The organism is Paenibacillus sp. SEL3, assembly GCF_054602585.1.
The window spans coordinates 6,210,904-6,227,882 of sequence record NZ_CM137725.1 but is presented as its reverse complement, the minus strand read 5'-3'; the positions used below and the strand labels follow the sequence as shown (position 1 = coordinate 6,227,882).

The following is a 16,979-nucleotide window of genomic DNA, read 5'->3' as shown; positions in this document are numbered from 1 at the left end:
ACTAAACAGGCAATTCGCTATTGGCGAAATGCCTGTTACCAAACTAAAAAAGTAGTTACATCTGTTCGCCTGAATCTGCTGTTTCTCCTATTTCATAAGCTCTAGAATCACGATAGTGTGACGGCAGTAGTCCGAAATGCCGTTTGAACAGCCGGCTGAAATACTTGACGTCCTGATAGCCGACTTTGCAACTAACCTCCTGTAGTTTGCTCTTCGGTGCCTGCAGTAGCTTTGCCGCCTGCTCCATTCGTATCCAGGTCACATATTCAAGCACTGTCTCTCCAGTCTGCAGCTTGAAATATTCGCAGAAATAGGTGGGATTCATATGGACAGCATCAGCGATTTTCTTGATCGTTATATTACTCCCTAAGTTCTCCTGAATCCATGCCTTGGCCGCTTCGAGTGGATTCACGTTCTGCTTAGTACGTGCCTCAGCCAGCACTTCTGCGGCCCAGCATGCTTCCATAATTATCAAACGGCGCAATTCCGACAGATTGACTGCATCCTGTATTGCCTGCAGGATGGTTTCGACCGATTTTGCAGAGTTCTGCTCTCCACAGGTTTCCAGCAGAGTTGAGTGAATCAACAGCATAAGATTGGCTGCTGTCTCCCTAATCCGGTATGGTGAAGAGTATTCTTCAATTCGCTTGAAAAGCTGCCGGCATTCGCTTTCTGTCCGCTCTACGTCAGCCTGTTCGATGCTTCGCTTGATCCTTTGCAACAAAGAGGTCAGGTCTTCTCCTTCATTTCGAATACAGGTCTTCTCTCCACTGTTCTCAAAGCGAAAAACCCTATTTCCTTCTTTAAGTAGACGTTGCTGAATGGCCGCCAAGCACTGCCTCTTAATTATGGGCAGCACATACAGATCTTCGATCCAATCGCTGTAGGCAATCGATACGGTAAACGGCGTGAATTTTCTGACCGCTTGACATATTCTTTCGGCAGCTTTTTCTACCCGTTCACGTATCCATTCGGCTGGTTCCTTATCTGGCAGAGCAAGTAGCACCCAGAACTCCGAATGTTGCCCTTTCCATACCCAGCTTAATCCGCCGAGTTCTTTTTGTGATTCTTCGGTCACTTCCGTAATGATGTTCTCAAGTGCGTAAAAGTACGCTTTCCAATCTCTATCAACGAACTCTCTCGTCTTGACTGGCATGGCGTCAAGGCTAGTGTATAAAAGCAAAAACCACCCTTCTGGAAACATATCTACCCAATACCCGAGATGAGTCAGATCCGTATCCGCTGCCGTGATATAGGCTAGAGTCTGGGTCTGCCTCGTCTGAACCAGCAGTTCTCCCTTCTTTTCCAGGTCGAGTCGCTTATACCTTTCCAGACTGTGCTCTTTGATTTTGGTCTTCATCGTCTCAAGACAAACGGCAAACTGCTCGCGGTCGATCGGCTTGAGCAGGTAATCGGCTGCACCGCTCCTGAGGGCGGATTGCATGTACTCGAAATCATCGTAGCCGGTGAGGAAAATCGTGAAAAATTTATATTGCTTCATCGCTTCTCGAAACATTGTCAATCCATCCATCTCCGGCATGCGGATATCTGTAATCAGCAGATCGATATCTCCACCGCAACTGTCCAAAAATGCCAGTGCCTGTCTTCCATCTCCCAAAGCCCCCGTGACAACCCACTCTTTCCCTAGAGAAGTTACCAGACGTTCTACCCCTCGGCAGATACGAGGCTCATCATCGACGATCAACACCTTAATAGGGTCCATAACTCGTGCTCCTTGTGTCTTATTTCTTACCTTCTGACAATATGTAAGCTGAATTCAGATCAAGTACCGGAATATGCACGATAATATTCGTTCCCTGACCGTACTGGCTCTCTAGTCGCAGTCCATACTCCTTGCCAAGCATAAACTGAATGCGGGCATGCACATTTTTCAATCCGAATCCGGAATCCTTCCGCTCGGTTACAGACTGCTTAAGCTGACGATGCAGTTCCTCCAGTTTGTCTTCGGGAATTCCCGGACCGTTGTCGATGATCCTAAACTCCGTGTTGGCACCGACATCTCCCCATTCACCTGTCTTGATGATCTCAATTCGAATGTGCAGCTGTTGTCTTGTTTCCATTCCATATTTAATAGCGTTCTCAACCAAGGGCTGAAGAATAAATTTTGGTGTATAAAGACCAACCTCTCCCTTTTCGATGATTTCGAACGACAGGCGATCTTCGAATCGAAAATTCTGGATCGTCAGATAATCCCTAACATGGGCAATCTCTTCCCCAATGGGAACAAATCGTGCTTTATTGGATACAGAAAAACGAAGCATCCGTCCGAGCAGTGCTACCATCTTAACCACATTCTCCCGCTCGCCTTCTTCGACGGCCATACTGATCATTTCTAGCGTGTTGTACATAAAGTGAGGATTGATCTGAGACTGCAGAGCATACAGCTCGGCTTCCTTCTGACTCAACTCAATCTGAACATTGCGCTGGATCAAGTCTTGAATCGTCGTCACCATAGAAATAAAGCTGCTCGCCAGCATGCCTACTTCGTCTTTAGTATGAATGCCAGGATCGACGTTAAAGTGTCCTTGTTCAACCTCGCGCATCAGCCTGCTCAGCTTCTCCAAGGGTCGGGTAACACGCAGCGAAAACAAAATGGAAATAACAATGGTAATGATAGCTAAACCAACGTACAGGTATTTGGTCACCTTCCATACGAGCTCTGATCTTCGGGTCATGTCTTGAAGACGAGTGCTGTGTACGAGCAGCCATTTATAAGAAGGGGATCGGGAAATGCTCATAATCGTGCTTTCTTCGGCGAGCGTTTGAAGAAAACTTCCCTCAAGGATCGGGTATTTTTTTAGATCGCGGTCAAACGTTCCGATCAACTTTCGGTCGGTATTGTAAAAAATTTCTCCCTGATCGTTCATCAGCCAGAACACTGCATTTTCGTTCTTTTCGAATCCGAGCAGAACGTCGTCAATAAAGGACAACTTTACCGCAATAAACATGGTACCTAGGTCAGTTCTGTTCTCCACATCCCCAATCTCTTTCATGATAATGAGAAATGGTTCGCCGCTTTGAAACTTCAGGCTGAAGTCGGTCGAGAGTAGCATTTTTACTTTTCCCCGAAAGTCAAGATCCTGGCCATAAGGGATCAGTGGGCTGTCTTCATTCATTCCTGAAAAGTCCATCCGCGCTGCAGAAAACAAACGGTTTTTCGAATAGATAAAGACCCCGAGCACGTCTGGGTTGCTTCTTTCCAGATAAGTTGCTGACAGATAATTGTTCATTACATATTTATCGTTATTCAGATCCGAACTGCTTTGATACGATCCTTTCCTCAAAATTCGAACTGCTTCTCCCGAGTTGAACAGCTGCTCTGGGAGCGACGTCAACTGGTCGATTCGCTGTTCGATCATCAGATTGGCTTGATCGAGAAATCTCGGCATATACTCCCCGATCTGCTCTACAATGGAGGTAGTATATTGCCGGTAGGCAATTACGCCGAGAACGGATATGGGGATTACTGTCAGGACGATATACACGATAATCAACTTTATGCTTAGACTGAAGTCCCGGAAGCGAAAGTTTCTTCCTTTAAAAATCATATTCATCCACGTTCGCTTTCGTAAAATCCAGCGGCTCACCCATGATTACTGTGTCATTCTTTACCCGTATTTCCCCCACATTGTGGATGGTTTCCCCGTTAGTGGGACTCACTCCATCCAGTAGGTTTTTGGCCAATACTACGGTCAAATAACCCAACTTCTTCGGACTCCAAAGAGTGACGTTTTCTACGATCCCATTGTGCAGGTAGGAGCGCATCAAATTAGGGGTAGACAAACCGACGATGCGAACCTGACCCGTCTCTCCTTCGTCGAGAACCGCCTGTGCGGCTGCCGGCGTCGCTACTGCCGAGCTTCCTATTAGACCTTTTAATTGCGGATAATCTTGCAGCAGTCTCACTGAGGCACTGTAAGCCTTTTGCGAGTCGTCATCGGTTGCAACCGTCTGTACCAGCGTCATGTGAGGATAATACTCCTCATTCTGAATCTTCATCCATTTCGTCCATTCGTCCATGTTTGACGCTCCCTTCATACCGGTTAGAACGGCGTACTGTCCCTGCTCTCCCATCTGAAGTGCAAGTGAATCCATAAGATGTCGGCCCAGTGTTTCTGGATCAACCATGTTGACAAACCATTCTCTGGCTTCTGGTACAGCATCCGAATCCCATGTAATTACCCGAATATTACGTGCTCGGACTTCCTCAAGTATCGGAGCCAGCTTCTGCAAATCGTTCGCCGAAACTGCCAGCAAATCGACACCCCTTGCCATGAGATTTCGGATGGAGCGAATTTGCTGGTCCGTATCAGCAACCGGAGAGCCTTCATAAAGTAGTTGGACGCCAAGGTCTTTTGCCGCCTCACGGGCACCGTCCTCCACCTGGTTAAAGTACGAATTCTCAGTTGCTTTAGGGACCATACCAATGGTATACACGAAAGATTCTTCCTTCGTATCGGAAGCGAGCTGCTGCTCTGTATCCGAAGAGTAGATCACTTGATACTGCTTTCCTTCACCAAACTCGCAGGACGAGGTGATCAGCAGCATCAAAATCAAAACGAATATAATTGGTGTACGACGGTACATATCAATAACTCCTCCCGTTAACTAGAGTGTTGTGCCACACACTCAATGCATCAGTCAGAAAGCGTAAAGATGACATATACGAAACATGCCGGGCGACGATATACCAGTCGGTCGATCAAAGCCCGGCAGCATTTTTTAAAAGTGGTAATTGCCACAAGCTTCCCACTCATAGATATAGTTCGTCTATGTTGTCAGTTTACAGTATCGAGAGAAGCCGGAATGCCTATGGTCAATAAAGCGGTTTCATTAGTCAGCGCAATTGCAAACCGACAAATCATTTTTATAGGGGCTTAGCCAAACTATCTACTTATATCATTCACCAGAGGTTGCTGACTCCGCTGCGAGAACGTCCAATCGTCTGCGTATTTTATTATCAATAACTCAACTTTCGCAGAGTCAATAAGTAAAAACCCTACCATCATTGCTTAAAAAAAAGCTGTTCAGTGCAGATGTAGATTCATTTGCTGCAAGTAAAAGTGAAACTAGTGTAAACCACCTCCATTTTGAAATGAATCTTCAATTGAGTTGAATTATATAGATAATCTCTCCATTCTGGTTCAAATTGACTATCCTGCCCTTTAGTCTGCAAGCGACCAAAATAGCTTCTTGAAAAGATGTATAGTACGATTCGAGCCAATCAGACCAGTCTTGAACTTCTGCATTATGATAATCTTTATGATACTGCTAAGGAAATCATCGGAAAAGATACTTATTAATAACTGCTGATACGTCCATTTTTCTTACACATGAGCTGAATTAACCTGTTTAGACAAATACCAAATCAACATTGATACTGTGTTCTTGTCCTTTTCAGCAATATTGCAAGTGTTTGTCCTCGACTCGGGACAAGAACTTGCACCGATAAAACAAAAAAAGTCGTTAAGATAGCGACTTTCGATGAGATTATGTTCTGTTTTACAATTTATAGGTTTTCGACAGAAGACAACTGGTGCGTTTCTTATTGCAAAAATGTTTAAAGTCTTCATCGTCTGTGCGCTTCTCAATACATCCTAAGATTATATATCTTCACTCTCGGCTATGAACGATCAAGCCCGTTATTTTAAGGTTGCTCCTATCGTGAAATGGCTCAATAACCCGAATTGGCTCGTTGGGAATAAGATAATATTCTTGTCAAAATCGAAAATGAGATAATGTTTTTATCATCCGACAATTGACACAAAGTTCCCTACTTTAGTAGTTAAATCATACTTTTGAGTGACTTAGTTCTTTTTCTCCAAGCGAATGAAGTGATTTTTTTAATTATCAAACTAAGTAGGTAACTTTGTGTCATTCTCCCAGTCAGGTTGGCAACTTTGTGTCACTTACTTGACGAGCTCTACATCACTTATCCATATTATTGACTGCCTTCCTCATTTCCTCATCTGTTAAATGTGTATAGATCATGGTCGTTTGTATTGAGAATGTCCTAATTGGTTCTTCAATCTAGGCACATCATTGTTCTCTAAGTGGTAACGCGTTGCAAATGAATGTCTCAGAGAATCCACGGTTAATGCTGGTTTTCCAAAAGCTGAAGCATACTTTTCAGTTTCTTTACTTGGAATGCCGTGTTTGATCTCGGGATGAAACCATCATTATCCATTATTGATTTCACTTCAACACGCACATCTATTCCGCCGTCTTTAGCATTTGATTTGATCACCTCCCTAAGTCACTTCTGCTGTCGGGATTTGTGCAGATGCCAGTTCTGCTTCAAAAAGTAGGCCTAGTCTTGCTAACGAAATTCCCTAGGTGTCATATGTGTATATTTTTTAAACAACTTAAAGAATGACGAGGGTTCGTTATAACCGACACTCAACGCAATTTCTTCAACCGACATATTTGTGTCTTTCAACAATTCTTTTGCAACATTTATCTTCTTTCTGTTTAATAGGTCTTTGAAGCTGCTCCCGGTTTCCTTTTTTAGCTTCAAACTTAGATAACTTTTGTTGTATCCAAAGATTTTCGATAGATCATCTAGTGAAACCGAATTATAGTGGTGATCGATGTACGCCAATATTGAGACCACTTCATGATTCACATCTTTATCTATAGACTCTAGGTTATTTTTTTCAAGGATGTTAGTTAATTCAATCAGTATTAGTGATAGATATAAATTAAGTGCCTTCTTTTTAAAGGAATATTCGGAGAAATACACACAGAATAAATTATTCAATAGCCCGGTCAACACATCGCTACTAGAATTAGCAAAAATAAGGTAGCGGTCATGCTGCTCATTCTCTTTTGACGCTAAAAGCATAAATTGTGTCACCAAATTATTGCTATTGGCAAGATTGGAGATGAGGTCTGTCATAATCGTCTCCTCTTTCAGCAACACATTTAGAATAATATCATCTTTTTCAGTATCCTCAATGCTGTGTGGTGCATCACGATCAATTAACAGAATATCCCCTGCTGATAATTCGATTCTTTCATCGTTGATCATCTGTATACACTTACCTGAGTAGACATAGTTCATTTCGACAAAATCATGCGTATGCGTTCTTACCGGAGCGTAGCGCCGATGTTTACGAATGATTATATTTCCTTCTTGAAATAGTAACTCTCTCGATACTTTAGGAATCTTTCTATCATCAAAGGGAACGTTTAAGTCGTTGACACTCATGCCTGTTAATCTTTGTAGCGTCTCGATATCCTCTTCTTTTTGCAACAAAGCATCCAACTCTTTAATGTTCATATTTGCCTCCTAAAACAAACAAATTCGCCCCGATACAGAATTAGTCCTAAACATGATTGCCGCTCCCATTTTAATCCGCTGCGCCTATGTAACCTATCTCTTCCTAGTCAGAATAATCGTTTTTCAAGCACGCGAAATCCCGGAACACTTTTGCACCAGTGTTTCGGGTCTACAATGTCTCACCTGCGTGCTCTCCCAAATGGATCTCGTATACTCCTAGCTTAACCTTAGAGAAGGCATTAACTGTGAAGTTTTTGTACAGGAATATTTTTAAGATTTTGATCCAGAATTCTAGCTGCTTTATCATTCAAAAGGCCATCGCCAAACTCAATAATGGTTCGCAATGGAACCGCCAGCGCATCCTGAAGGCCGGGATCATCGGTCAGTATCGGTATTGCCGACAATACCAGGCTTTTGCACTCAGGGTTTTTCCATAAGACACCAAGTTGTACATCCAGACTGTATTCGTGGATATCTTCGTCTAGCAGGATATCCAGATCAGAAGGAAATTCACCGAAGATATTACTGATCCAGCCCGTACACAAGCTAAACCACTGTGCTACATGCTCATCCTTCATTGAACGCAAGCCGCCAGAAGTAACTGACTTGGCTAATGACAAGCCATGCACACCGTTCTGGAAAATATGCAACTCAAAAGAAATTTTGGCTTTATCCAGCGCTGTTGCTAAAGCCAGTGCATTGTTTACGGGTACTAGTGTATCCGTAAACGTATGGAAAATGAACGCAGGCGGCGTCAAAGCATCCACCGCTTTATCGATCCCCGGAATTAGCGCAGGGAGGATTTCACCCATCGTCTCAAGTATGCAAGGGTATGCCAGAATCATTGCATTGGGCCGAACGCGTCCCATGGTGCCCAATGCAGCAGCCAGATGGCCTCCAGCAGAAAATCCGCACACAGCTACTTTGTTTGGATCGATCCCCCACTCATTGCTATGTCGGCGAATCAATTCCAGTGCTTCTTCCGCATCATTTAATGGTTTGGGGAACGCAGCGTTTTCATTCAAAGAGTATTCTAGAACAAAGGCTTGATATCCCTCGGCCAAAAATGCCATAGCGATGGGTTCAGCTTCCCTATCGGAACATATTCGATATGCGCCGCCGGGAAGGATCAGTACAGCTGGACGAACATGGGTGTTTTTCATTTCAGGAGAAGAGTCCAGAAGATAGGGTGTCAAAGTAACTCCGTCATTTGTTAACTGTATGGTGAAAGTATTCATATATGGCCCTCCAATTTATGATTCTATCAATCATTTTTTTTCTGATTTCTACGTTCCTCCAAATCTTTTGCAATCTGCGTTTGCTTTTCTTCCGTCAGATCAAACCAAGCGACGCTTACTGTGAAAACGATTACAACAGCCGGTATAACTCCCATTAAAATTTTGAGTCCTGTCAAGGTTGCGCTGCTTTGCTCCACGCCAGGCTCATAGCCGATCATTACTAACGCTCCAGCAGCAATAGCACCGGATAGAGCTGTGGCGAAGGTTTGTAGAAATCCCATAAATGAACCCATAAACGCATTGACGTTAATCCCTGTCTTCCATTCCGTGTAATCCATAGCCGCAGGCAGCATTGTTCCTTGGGCAGGACTAGAGAACCCAGTGAACACGCCGGAGATTACCCCGATCACCAGAAAAGCGGTAACACCCGCTGGACTGCTTGGAATTACCAAAATGGCGAGCATCGACAATACAGTCACAAATGTTCCAAGGAGTACGTTTGCCTTGACGCCTATTTTTTTTGTAACGATCGGACTTAATACGGCTCCAATCATAACTGGTAAAATGGATACAATGCCCACGGTAACCAACAAACCTTCATTGCCAAAAAAGTATTTGAAGTAGTGGATCATAACGGCTGATCTGATCCCATTAGCCAAATTCAAAGCTAATACGTAAATATAAACGATAATAGCATTTTTATTGGTAAATACTGCAACAAGCATCTCTTTTAATGAAGGTCTCGCCTCATCTTTATTTGATGTAACGATATATCTTTCTTTCAAGTTTAGTACTTGAAACAGAGATACCAGAATCGTAATGACACCGACCCCAAGCATTAATAAAGAAAATCCTCTGGCATCGCTTCCGCCCCCTAGAGCTTTATAAAGCGGTTGAGCGGCGATTGTAACAAACATGGCTCCAACCATAACAAGCATGTAGCTATAAGTGCCAATGGATACCCGTTCATCAACTCGTTTCGTGACAGCAGGCATAATAGCTGAGCTTGGCGCAGGTGTAACCGCAATCATAATACTATATGCAAGGTAAGTTACCGTAGCATATATGATTTTTCCCGTATGGGAAAGATCGATACTGGTAAAAGTCAGCCAACCAAAAATGGCTGTCGGAATACCTAGAATAAGCATCCACGGCTTATACTTTCCCCAAGGCGTAGTCACTTTATCAACAAATATACCAAACATGGGTGCCAGTACTGCATCAATAATACGAGCGACCAGAAATAACCCTGCGACATAAGCAGGGGATATTTTCATGACATCCGTATAAAAGAAGAGTAAAAACATCGAAATCATTTGGAAATGCAGGGTTCCGGTCATGCCACCGATAGAACAAGCTATCTTTTCCCGGAATCTAAGCTTAGGTTCTTCATGCTTAGTTTCATTGTCAACGCTTTCATTATAGATGATTTCTGCTTTACTCATTCTGATTCCCCCTATTATCCTGAGGAGCGGGCAAATGCACCCGCTCCTTCCAACCGAATCTAGCAACTCCGGTTAAGAGTATGAATAACCATATTAAATAAATCCTTCATTTCTTCAGGTGCTTTACCTAACACCTCACTAACTGAAAGCTGTCGGGCAAACTGAATCATCGGATGATTTAGCATTTCCGGTGCATATTGATTCAGCATTTCCACTGCGACCGGCTCATCCATAATCTCGCCCAACGTGGAATCAGTAGAGAAGCGTTCTTGCTCCAGGCTCGTCTCCGTCTCATATTCGTAGCTATAGCTTCCGGAACCCACTTCAACTGGCAGTTCCCGTTCAGGCAGCTCCAAAATAGCGGTGGTATTAGCCGGTATCTCCACTTCAATGCGAATCATATTATTTTGACAGGACCATTTGCTCACAATCCGTCCGTAAACGGAATCAAGCTCTGCTTCAACAAAAGTGATTCCGGCAATAAATTGTGGCTTGATCAGAATCTTTTTGTATCCCGGCTCCAGTGGATTGATACCCGCCAGCCTGCGGTACAACCATTCCCCTATTGATCCGTAAGCGTAATGGTTTAAGGAGTTCATGCCGGAGACATCAAAATCGCCGTTAGGCAAAATGGAGTTCCAACGCTCCCAAATGGTTGTGGCCCCTTTCTTTACGGCATATAACCAGGACGGATAATCTTCTTTTAGAAGAAGTATCCCCGCCAGATCATGAAGTTGATTTTCTGTCAATGCATGGCACAAATAAGGAGTTCCTACGAAACCGGTGGACAAATGATTTCTGTGATTGGCAATGTTGGTTTTGAGCGCTTCCAGAATACGCTCGCGGTATTGCTCATCCGCCAAATCAAAATATAAAGCCAGAACGCAAGCTGTCTGCGTTTCACTGACCATTCTGCCAGTCGCCGTAATATATTCCCGGTTGAAATTCTCTTTAATATGGTTATAAAGTTGATCATAATTCTGAACGTCTTCCTTCTTGCCTAGAACCTTTGCTGCTTGGCATAAAAGACGGGTGGAATATGCATAATACGCATTGGCTATCAGATACTGATCTGTCGCCCCTGTCCGATCGGCGCTTTCCTCCTTATCCAGCGCAAGCCAATCTCCATATTGATAACCCGACTGCCATAATCCGTTGCGTCCGCAGCGTAAAGTAATATAATCGACCCACCCCTTCATGCTCTCGTATTGCTCCTTCAGGACTCGAACGTCACCATAGGTTTCATAAAGCACCCAAGGGATAATAACTGCCGCGTCACTCCAGGCAGCCGCTCCATCCTGATCCCCTAAAATATTCGGAACGACATGAGGAACCCCATATTCCGGCGTTTGCTCTGAAGCAAGGTCATGCAGCCATTTGCTGAAGAACAGTGCGACATCCATGTTGTAAGCGGCGGTTCGGGCAAAAACCTGAGCGTCTCCCGTCCAGCCCAGCCGTTCATCTCTTTGCGGACAATCAGTTGGAATATCAAGAAAATTACCTCTTTGGCTCCATTGAATATTGCTTTGAAGCTGGTTTACCAAAGCGTTGGATGTAGTGAAGCTTCCCGTCATAGCCATATTCGTGTGAAGCACGCATGCTGTGAAGTTTTCCAGACGAATATCTTCCAGCCCTTCCACACAGATATACCGGAACCCATGGAAAGTAAAGTGCGGCATGAAGACCTGTTCCTCACCGTTACAAATAAAATGATCGATCGAAATGGCTTGACGAAGCGTGTCCGGGTAGAAGTTCCCTTCCTTATCTAGCACCTCTGCATGCCTGATTGTAATTTTTTGTCCGACCTTCCCTTTTACCTTCATTTCCACAAACCCGGTCAGGATTTGTTCAAAGTCCAGCACTTGCTCTCCTGCTGGTGTCGTAATCAGCGCTTTGGCGGCAAGTCTTTCGGTAATCCGAACAGGCTCACTCTCCTGAGCGATGATGCGGTTGTTGTCAAATGAAAAGCGTTCCACTGGCTCCAGCTCTGGCTGAGGATAACAGGAATCAATAGTTTCACCCATATAAATCTCACTGCTGCGAATACTCCCCGTTGCTACCTTCCAGCTTGTATCCGTTGAGATGATCTCAGCGGTTCCATCCGTGTAAGTGATATGCAGTTCCGCCAAAGCGGCTACGCGGTCCCCATAATGATTAGGCGTACAAGTAAAACCAAAAATGCCTTTATACCAACCGTTCGCCACGATTATTTCCAAACGATTTTGTTCATGCAGCATCCCATCAGTGTCATAGGTTTGATACTGCAGGCGTTTTCTATAATTAGTCCAACCTGGCGCAAAATACGTGTCGCCCACCTTCACCCCGTTCAGCCTGATTTCGTAGACACCAAGGGCCGTTGCGTAAATACGCGCCGTGCGTACGGTTTTGCTCACAGCAAACTCTTTTAAGAAGACAGGACAAGCGGTTTCTTCCGCGGGAAAACGATGGGTAATCCATTCCGCCTTGAAATTCGTTCCGTTCAGTAATCCTGTCTCAAAGCTTCCCTGCACAGTTGCATGTTTCTCCTTGTTATCCCATACCTCTACCTGAACCCGATATCTGGTTGAAGCAGCAAGATCCAGCCCGGCATATTCTACATGGATTGATGTATCGCTTTCCAGCTTACCTGTATCCCAAATGCTATTCCCATCCGTCGTAACTTGAATCCGATAGGCCGTTTGTTGTACATTTTGTTCCTCAGAGACCAGCTTCCAGGAAAAACGCGGCTTCCTTACATCCAGCCCAACCGGATTTTTACGATATTCCGTCCGCAAATCAACAATTTTCATTAATGCAGTACTCCCTTTCGTTTGGATTTACATCAGTTTGCGCCGTTAACTGCCTGCAAAATACTTTCTAGAGCCTCTTCCGTAAAGACTCCGTTACTCATCGCTACGGCGGTGCGAAGATGAGTAGCTTTCATCACTTCATTCACATTCATACCCAGCATTTTGGCGCCATCTCCCTCCTCTGAAGGAGCTGATGCAGCCAGCATGGATTTAACAAGCTCTGCCCCGGCAGGATGCTCCATCAAATCGCCAAACGTTGAATCTCTCGTGATGATTTTCGGGAGTGGAACAGTAGATTCCACCTCTATGCTTTCTCGAAGCACAATCTCTCTGGAGGATTTGCCGATCAGAATTTCAAAGGCACCTGTCTCTACATGCCAATCCTTTAACTGGACGTTGTAATAAGCAAACGATCTTTTATCCAACTGGAAAGTAACCGTTTGCGTCTCTCCCGGAAGAAGGAACACCTTTCTAAAGCCCTTAAGCTCCTTCTCTGGTCGAATGACCGTACTCTCCATATCTCTTACATAAAGCTGAACAATTTCTTTCCCGGCCATGGACCCTGTATTTTTCACCGCCACACTTACGTTTAGCGTCTCATGATCCTTGATGTGCCTTTGGTCAACTCGTAATTGGCTGTACTCAAAAGTACTGTAGCTAAGTCCGTATCCAAACGGGAATAAAGGCTCCACATCCCTTGTATCATAATGCCTGTAACCGACGAAAATCCCTTCTTTGTAATGAACCTCATGTTCATCTCCCGGGAAATTCAAATAGGAAGGATTATGTGCCAGCTTCCGCGGGAAGGTTTCTGCCAGTTTACCGCTAGGACTGACGACACCAAACAGCAAATCGGCAACAGCTCCTCCGGTTGCCTGACCACCGAGATACCCTTCTAATACCGCTTTCACCTGGTTTAGCCACGGCATCTCAACTGGAGATCCATTACTTAACACCACAATGGTATTCGCATTCACTTTAGCCACGGCTTCGATCACGGCTTGATGATTTGCTGGCAGCTTAAGATGTTTCCGATCAAAGCCTTCGGATTCGTGTCTCGCTGGAAGCCCTGCAAAAATTACGGCTACTTCGGCTTGCTTAGCCTGTTCCACCGCTTCGTGGATCAATGCCTCATTGATTTCATCATAGTTCATAGCATATCCGTCGGCATAAAGCAGGTTAGCGTCATCTCCCGCCAGCTTTTTCAGTTCATCATAGATGACATCCAGCTTGGTTGTTTGAATAAAAGAACTGCCCGCCCCTTGATATCTTGCCTGCTTCGCAAAGCCTCCAATCACCGCCAAAGTTGTTCCTGGTTTAAGCGGGAGCATGTGATCTTCATTTTTCAGAAGCACCATGGATTCTCTTGCTGTCATCCTAGCCAGCTCATGGTGTTTCTCTGGATCATAGACGACTCCGGCTTTCTTGTTCTCCGCTGCTTTGAATACCAATTTGAGTATGCGCCTTACCGCCTGATCAAGCATCTCTTCCGGGATTTGGCCGGATTTCACAGCCTCCACAATTTTGGCGGCTCCACGTCCCCCACTGGAAGGCATTTCGATCTCCAGGCCAGCTGCTAGATCTGCGTCTCTTTCAATCGCTCCCCCCCAGTCGGAGATAACTGCTCCCTCGAATCCCCATTCTTCCTTCAAAATATCAGTCAACAAGGTTTTGTTCTGGGAGCAAAATTCGCCGTTCAATCTGTTATAGGCAGACATAACGGTCCAAGGTTCAGCCTCTAAGACAGCTTCCTCGAAGCTGGCCAAATAAATCTCCCTTAAAGTTCTTTCATCCACAACCGCATTAATAGACATTCTCCGGTATTCCTGATTGTTGGCAGCAAAATGCTTCAGCGATGTACCAACACCTTGGCTCTGAACCCCCTTGATGAAGCTTGAGGCCATTTTTCCCGACAAATACGGGTCCTCCGAATAATATTCGAAATTTCTTCCACACAAAGGTGAACGTTTGATATTTGCTCCAGGCCCAAGCAAGATGGAAACATCTTCTGCCTGGCATTCCTCACCAATCGCCGCTCCCATTTCTGCAATCAGTTCCTCATTCCATGAGCAAGCCACACCGGCGGCTGTAGGGAAACAGGTAGAGGGCACGCTTTTGTTTAAACCGAGATGGTCAAAATTACCTTCCTGCTTTCTGACTCCGTGTGGTCCATCCGTCATCATAATAGAGGGTATACCTAATCGCTTGATATCCTGTGTATTCCAAAAATCTTTACCCGAGCACAAGCTTGCTTTCTCCTCTAGCGTCAGCTCGCGTATCAATTCATCAATATTGTTATGCACTGTTTCTTCCGACTCCCTTCACTTGCATAGTATAGGCAAGTTAAATTGTAAGGGATTTCTTGAAAACATTATGGTATTTTAATTTTGTATATGGTATTTTAATTATTGAATTAAATTAAGCGCTTACAATACAAATTTTAATATTAACAATCTAGGGAAGAAGTAAAGCCGCTTCAATTCTTCTAAATCATCTTTAACTCTTGCCGTACTTTGAATTTTTTCTATATAATTGACTCCAGCTTAAATTTTGTAGAAAGGAGATTGCTAAATGGATATTTCCCAGGATTTTCTTTCTTTCATCAGTAAACGAATGTCCTTTATTTTCCAATTATCAACTTTTTTTGTAAATATAACAGGTGATATCCCATGGGAATATACCCCAAATCGCAGTTTAAACCCTTTCTACCGAAATAAGAGACAAAACTTATTTGAGGTATTAAACTTTGATCCCACGAAGCCTTGTGAGCTCCCCATCCTTCAGAAAAGTTTCTATTTGGAAAACTACATTCTGATTAGTTTACATCAAGGAGGCCACTTTCAAGGTACACTATTACTTGGACCTTCTATTTCATCTGCGCTTCCGGACTCAAAAATTTTGGGGATAATCAACGATCTACATTTTGGCGCCCAACGAGAACAGATTCTAAACTATTACCATACCGTCCCTGTAATTCCACGTGATACACTGTTGGAGATTTGCACCCTGGTTTTTCACATGGTTACGCAAAAAATGATTTCGCCAAAAGAGATCATTAATGAAATAAATACGGCTTTGAGCTCAAATTTAAAGTTTCATACGGAAGCCGAAACAGCCAAAACACGCCAAACCAGTGATTTTCACCAAGACCCATTACTGGAGAAAAAACTATTCAATATTATTAGAGAAGGTCGCATTGAGGATTTCAAAAACTTCGGCAATGATTTTGGCGATAAGGTCGGGGTACTATCTAAATCTAGCTTTATCCGATCCAAAAAAAATCTTGCAATCACCTCCATTACACTGGCTACTCGTTCCTCCATTGAAGGGGGGGTTCTGTCAGAGCAAGCGTTTAGCCTCAGCGACCTTTTCATCCAACGGCTTGAGGAAATGAATAAATCGGAGGAGATTGACCAATTTCTTGTGGAAGCTCTGTTAACATTTACACAAAAGGTTCGGCAAGCAAAGGAACGTCGATATTCAAAGACGATTACCATGTGCCAAAATTTTATCCATAACCACCTGTACAGTAAAATCAACCATGAGCAAATTGCGAATTACGTTAAATTAAGCCCCGGTTATCTTTCCATTTTGTTCAAAAAAGAAGTTGGCGTTTCTGTAAGCGAATATATTCAACAAGCCCGGATCGATGAAGCCAAAAATCTGCTAGCCTTCACGGATAGGCCGATCACGGAAATCGGGGAATTGCTCAGTTTCACAGATCAAAGCTACTTCACGAAAATGTTCAAAAAAATGACTGGTGTGACGCCAAGAAAATATCGTGAAAATCCACATACGCTGGAAATAATGTAAGAACAAAAGAAGCCTTCTTTTGCATTTAATATGCCATAAGGTATCTCATAACAAAAAAGAACTCATTTTCTCAAATGAGCTCAGGCTGTCGAGAAACCCCCTGTTTTTTAATCAGGTTTAAAATGGCCACTTTGATCAAATAAAAATGGGTCCTCAGATCGTTTTAAATCGATTTTTGTTTTAAAAGTTGAGTTTCCCCAAATAAAAAATAAAGTGCCGGAAAGTCCGTTGGACTTTCTCGACACTCTGAACTCATTTTCTCAAATGAGCTCTTTTTTGGCGCAAGTAGTGAGTTATTATTTCGTGGAATAACCGCCGTCGCCTTGGTCAGCATACGTACAATCATTTTTTTAGTATACTTAACGCCTTTTTGAATTAAAAAATTCATTTG

Annotated in this window: 10 protein-coding genes and 1 pseudogene; 1 reads left to right on the top strand and 10 read right to left on the bottom strand. The window is 43.8% G+C overall.

All coding sequences use genetic code 11. The features are described from left to right. Positions 1 to 55 precede the first annotated feature (55 nt). The 9 genes and pseudogenes from ACYCS5_RS28020 to ACYCS5_RS27980 all read right to left on the bottom strand — a co-directional run bounded on the left by ACYCS5_RS28020 (position 56) and on the right by ACYCS5_RS27980 (position 15,078). A complete protein-coding gene (locus tag ACYCS5_RS28020; RefSeq protein ID WP_459760501.1) occupies positions 56 to 1,723 on the bottom strand; it encodes a helix-turn-helix domain-containing protein in 1,668 nt (555 codons plus the stop codon). A 19-nt stretch (positions 1,724 to 1,742) separates the two neighbouring features. After that, the gene (locus ACYCS5_RS28015; RefSeq protein WP_459760500.1) at positions 1,743 to 3,575 is read right to left on the bottom strand and encodes a sensor histidine kinase; all 1,833 of its coding nucleotides are present in this window, start codon (positions 3,573 to 3,575) and stop codon (positions 1,743 to 1,745) included. Continuing rightward, positions 3,559 to 4,608 (bottom strand): autoinducer 2 ABC transporter substrate-binding protein, encoded by a 1,050-nt coding sequence (locus ACYCS5_RS28010; protein WP_459760499.1) that lies wholly within the window; start codon positions 4,606 to 4,608, stop codon positions 3,559 to 3,561. Before ACYCS5_RS28010 ends, ACYCS5_RS28015 begins: the two co-directional genes overlap by 17 nt. 1,341 nt (positions 4,609 to 5,949) lie before the next feature. Then, positions 5,950 to 6,161 (bottom strand): annotated as a pseudogene (locus ACYCS5_RS28005) (tyrosine-type recombinase/integrase); the annotation flags it as partial. Positions 6,162 to 6,340: 179 nt separating this feature from the next. Next, a complete protein-coding gene (locus ACYCS5_RS28000; protein ID WP_459760498.1) occupies positions 6,341 to 7,303 on the bottom strand; it encodes an AraC family transcriptional regulator in 963 nt (320 codons plus the stop codon). A 239-nt stretch (positions 7,304 to 7,542) separates the two neighbouring features. Then, a complete protein-coding gene (locus ACYCS5_RS27995) occupies positions 7,543 to 8,541 on the bottom strand; it encodes an alpha/beta hydrolase (protein WP_459760497.1) in 999 nt (332 codons plus the stop codon). Between the two features lie 26 nt (positions 8,542 to 8,567). Next, on the bottom strand, positions 8,568 to 9,986 hold the full coding sequence (locus ACYCS5_RS27990; RefSeq protein ID WP_459760496.1) for an MFS transporter: 1,419 nt from the start codon (positions 9,984 to 9,986) through the stop codon (positions 8,568 to 8,570). Between the two features lie 59 nt (positions 9,987 to 10,045). Further along, positions 10,046 to 12,775: a glycoside hydrolase family 78 protein gene (locus ACYCS5_RS27985; RefSeq protein ID WP_459760495.1), complete on the bottom strand. Its 2,730-nt coding sequence runs from the start codon at positions 12,773 to 12,775 to the stop codon at positions 10,046 to 10,048. A gap of 32 nt (positions 12,776 to 12,807) precedes the next feature. Continuing rightward, complete coding sequence (locus ACYCS5_RS27980) at positions 12,808 to 15,078, bottom strand: glycoside hydrolase family 3 C-terminal domain-containing protein (protein ID WP_459760494.1); 2,271 nt, start codon at positions 15,076 to 15,078, stop codon at positions 12,808 to 12,810. A 493-nt stretch (positions 15,079 to 15,571) separates the two neighbouring features. Here ACYCS5_RS27980 and ACYCS5_RS27975 point away from each other — a divergent pair, with 493 nt between their 5' ends. Beyond that, positions 15,572 to 16,588: a helix-turn-helix domain-containing protein gene (locus ACYCS5_RS27975; RefSeq protein ID WP_459760493.1), complete on the top strand. Its 1,017-nt coding sequence runs from the start codon at positions 15,572 to 15,574 to the stop codon at positions 16,586 to 16,588. A 163-nt stretch (positions 16,589 to 16,751) separates the two neighbouring features. On the opposite strand, the gene ACYCS5_RS27970 is transcribed toward ACYCS5_RS27975, so the two are convergent. Next, the gene (locus ACYCS5_RS27970; protein WP_459760492.1) at positions 16,752 to 16,976 is read right to left on the bottom strand and encodes a hypothetical protein; all 225 of its coding nucleotides are present in this window, start codon (positions 16,974 to 16,976) and stop codon (positions 16,752 to 16,754) included. Positions 16,977 to 16,979 lie beyond the last annotated feature (3 nt).

Coding starts and splice junctions, on each gene's coding strand:
- ACYCS5_RS27990 (WP_459760496.1), bottom strand. CDS start 9,986: ATGAGTAAAGCAGAAATCATCTATAATGAAAGCGTTGACAATGAAACT.
- ACYCS5_RS28020 (WP_459760501.1), bottom strand. CDS start 1,723: ATGGACCCTATTAAGGTGTTGATCGTCGATGATGAGCCTCGTATCTGC.
- ACYCS5_RS28010 (WP_459760499.1), bottom strand. CDS start 4,608: ATGTACCGTCGTACACCAATTATATTCGTTTTGATTTTGATGCTGCTG.
- ACYCS5_RS27995 (WP_459760497.1), bottom strand. CDS start 8,541: ATGAATACTTTCACCATACAGTTAACAAATGACGGAGTTACTTTGACA.
- ACYCS5_RS27970 (WP_459760492.1), bottom strand. CDS start 16,976: ATGAATTTTTTAATTCAAAAAGGCGTTAAGTATACTAAAAAAATGATT.
- ACYCS5_RS28015 (WP_459760500.1), bottom strand. CDS start 3,575: ATGAATATGATTTTTAAAGGAAGAAACTTTCGCTTCCGGGACTTCAGT.
- ACYCS5_RS27985 (WP_459760495.1), bottom strand. CDS start 12,775: ATGAAAATTGTTGATTTGCGGACGGAATATCGTAAAAATCCGGTTGGG.
- ACYCS5_RS28000 (WP_459760498.1), bottom strand. CDS start 7,303: ATGAACATTAAAGAGTTGGATGCTTTGTTGCAAAAAGAAGAGGATATC.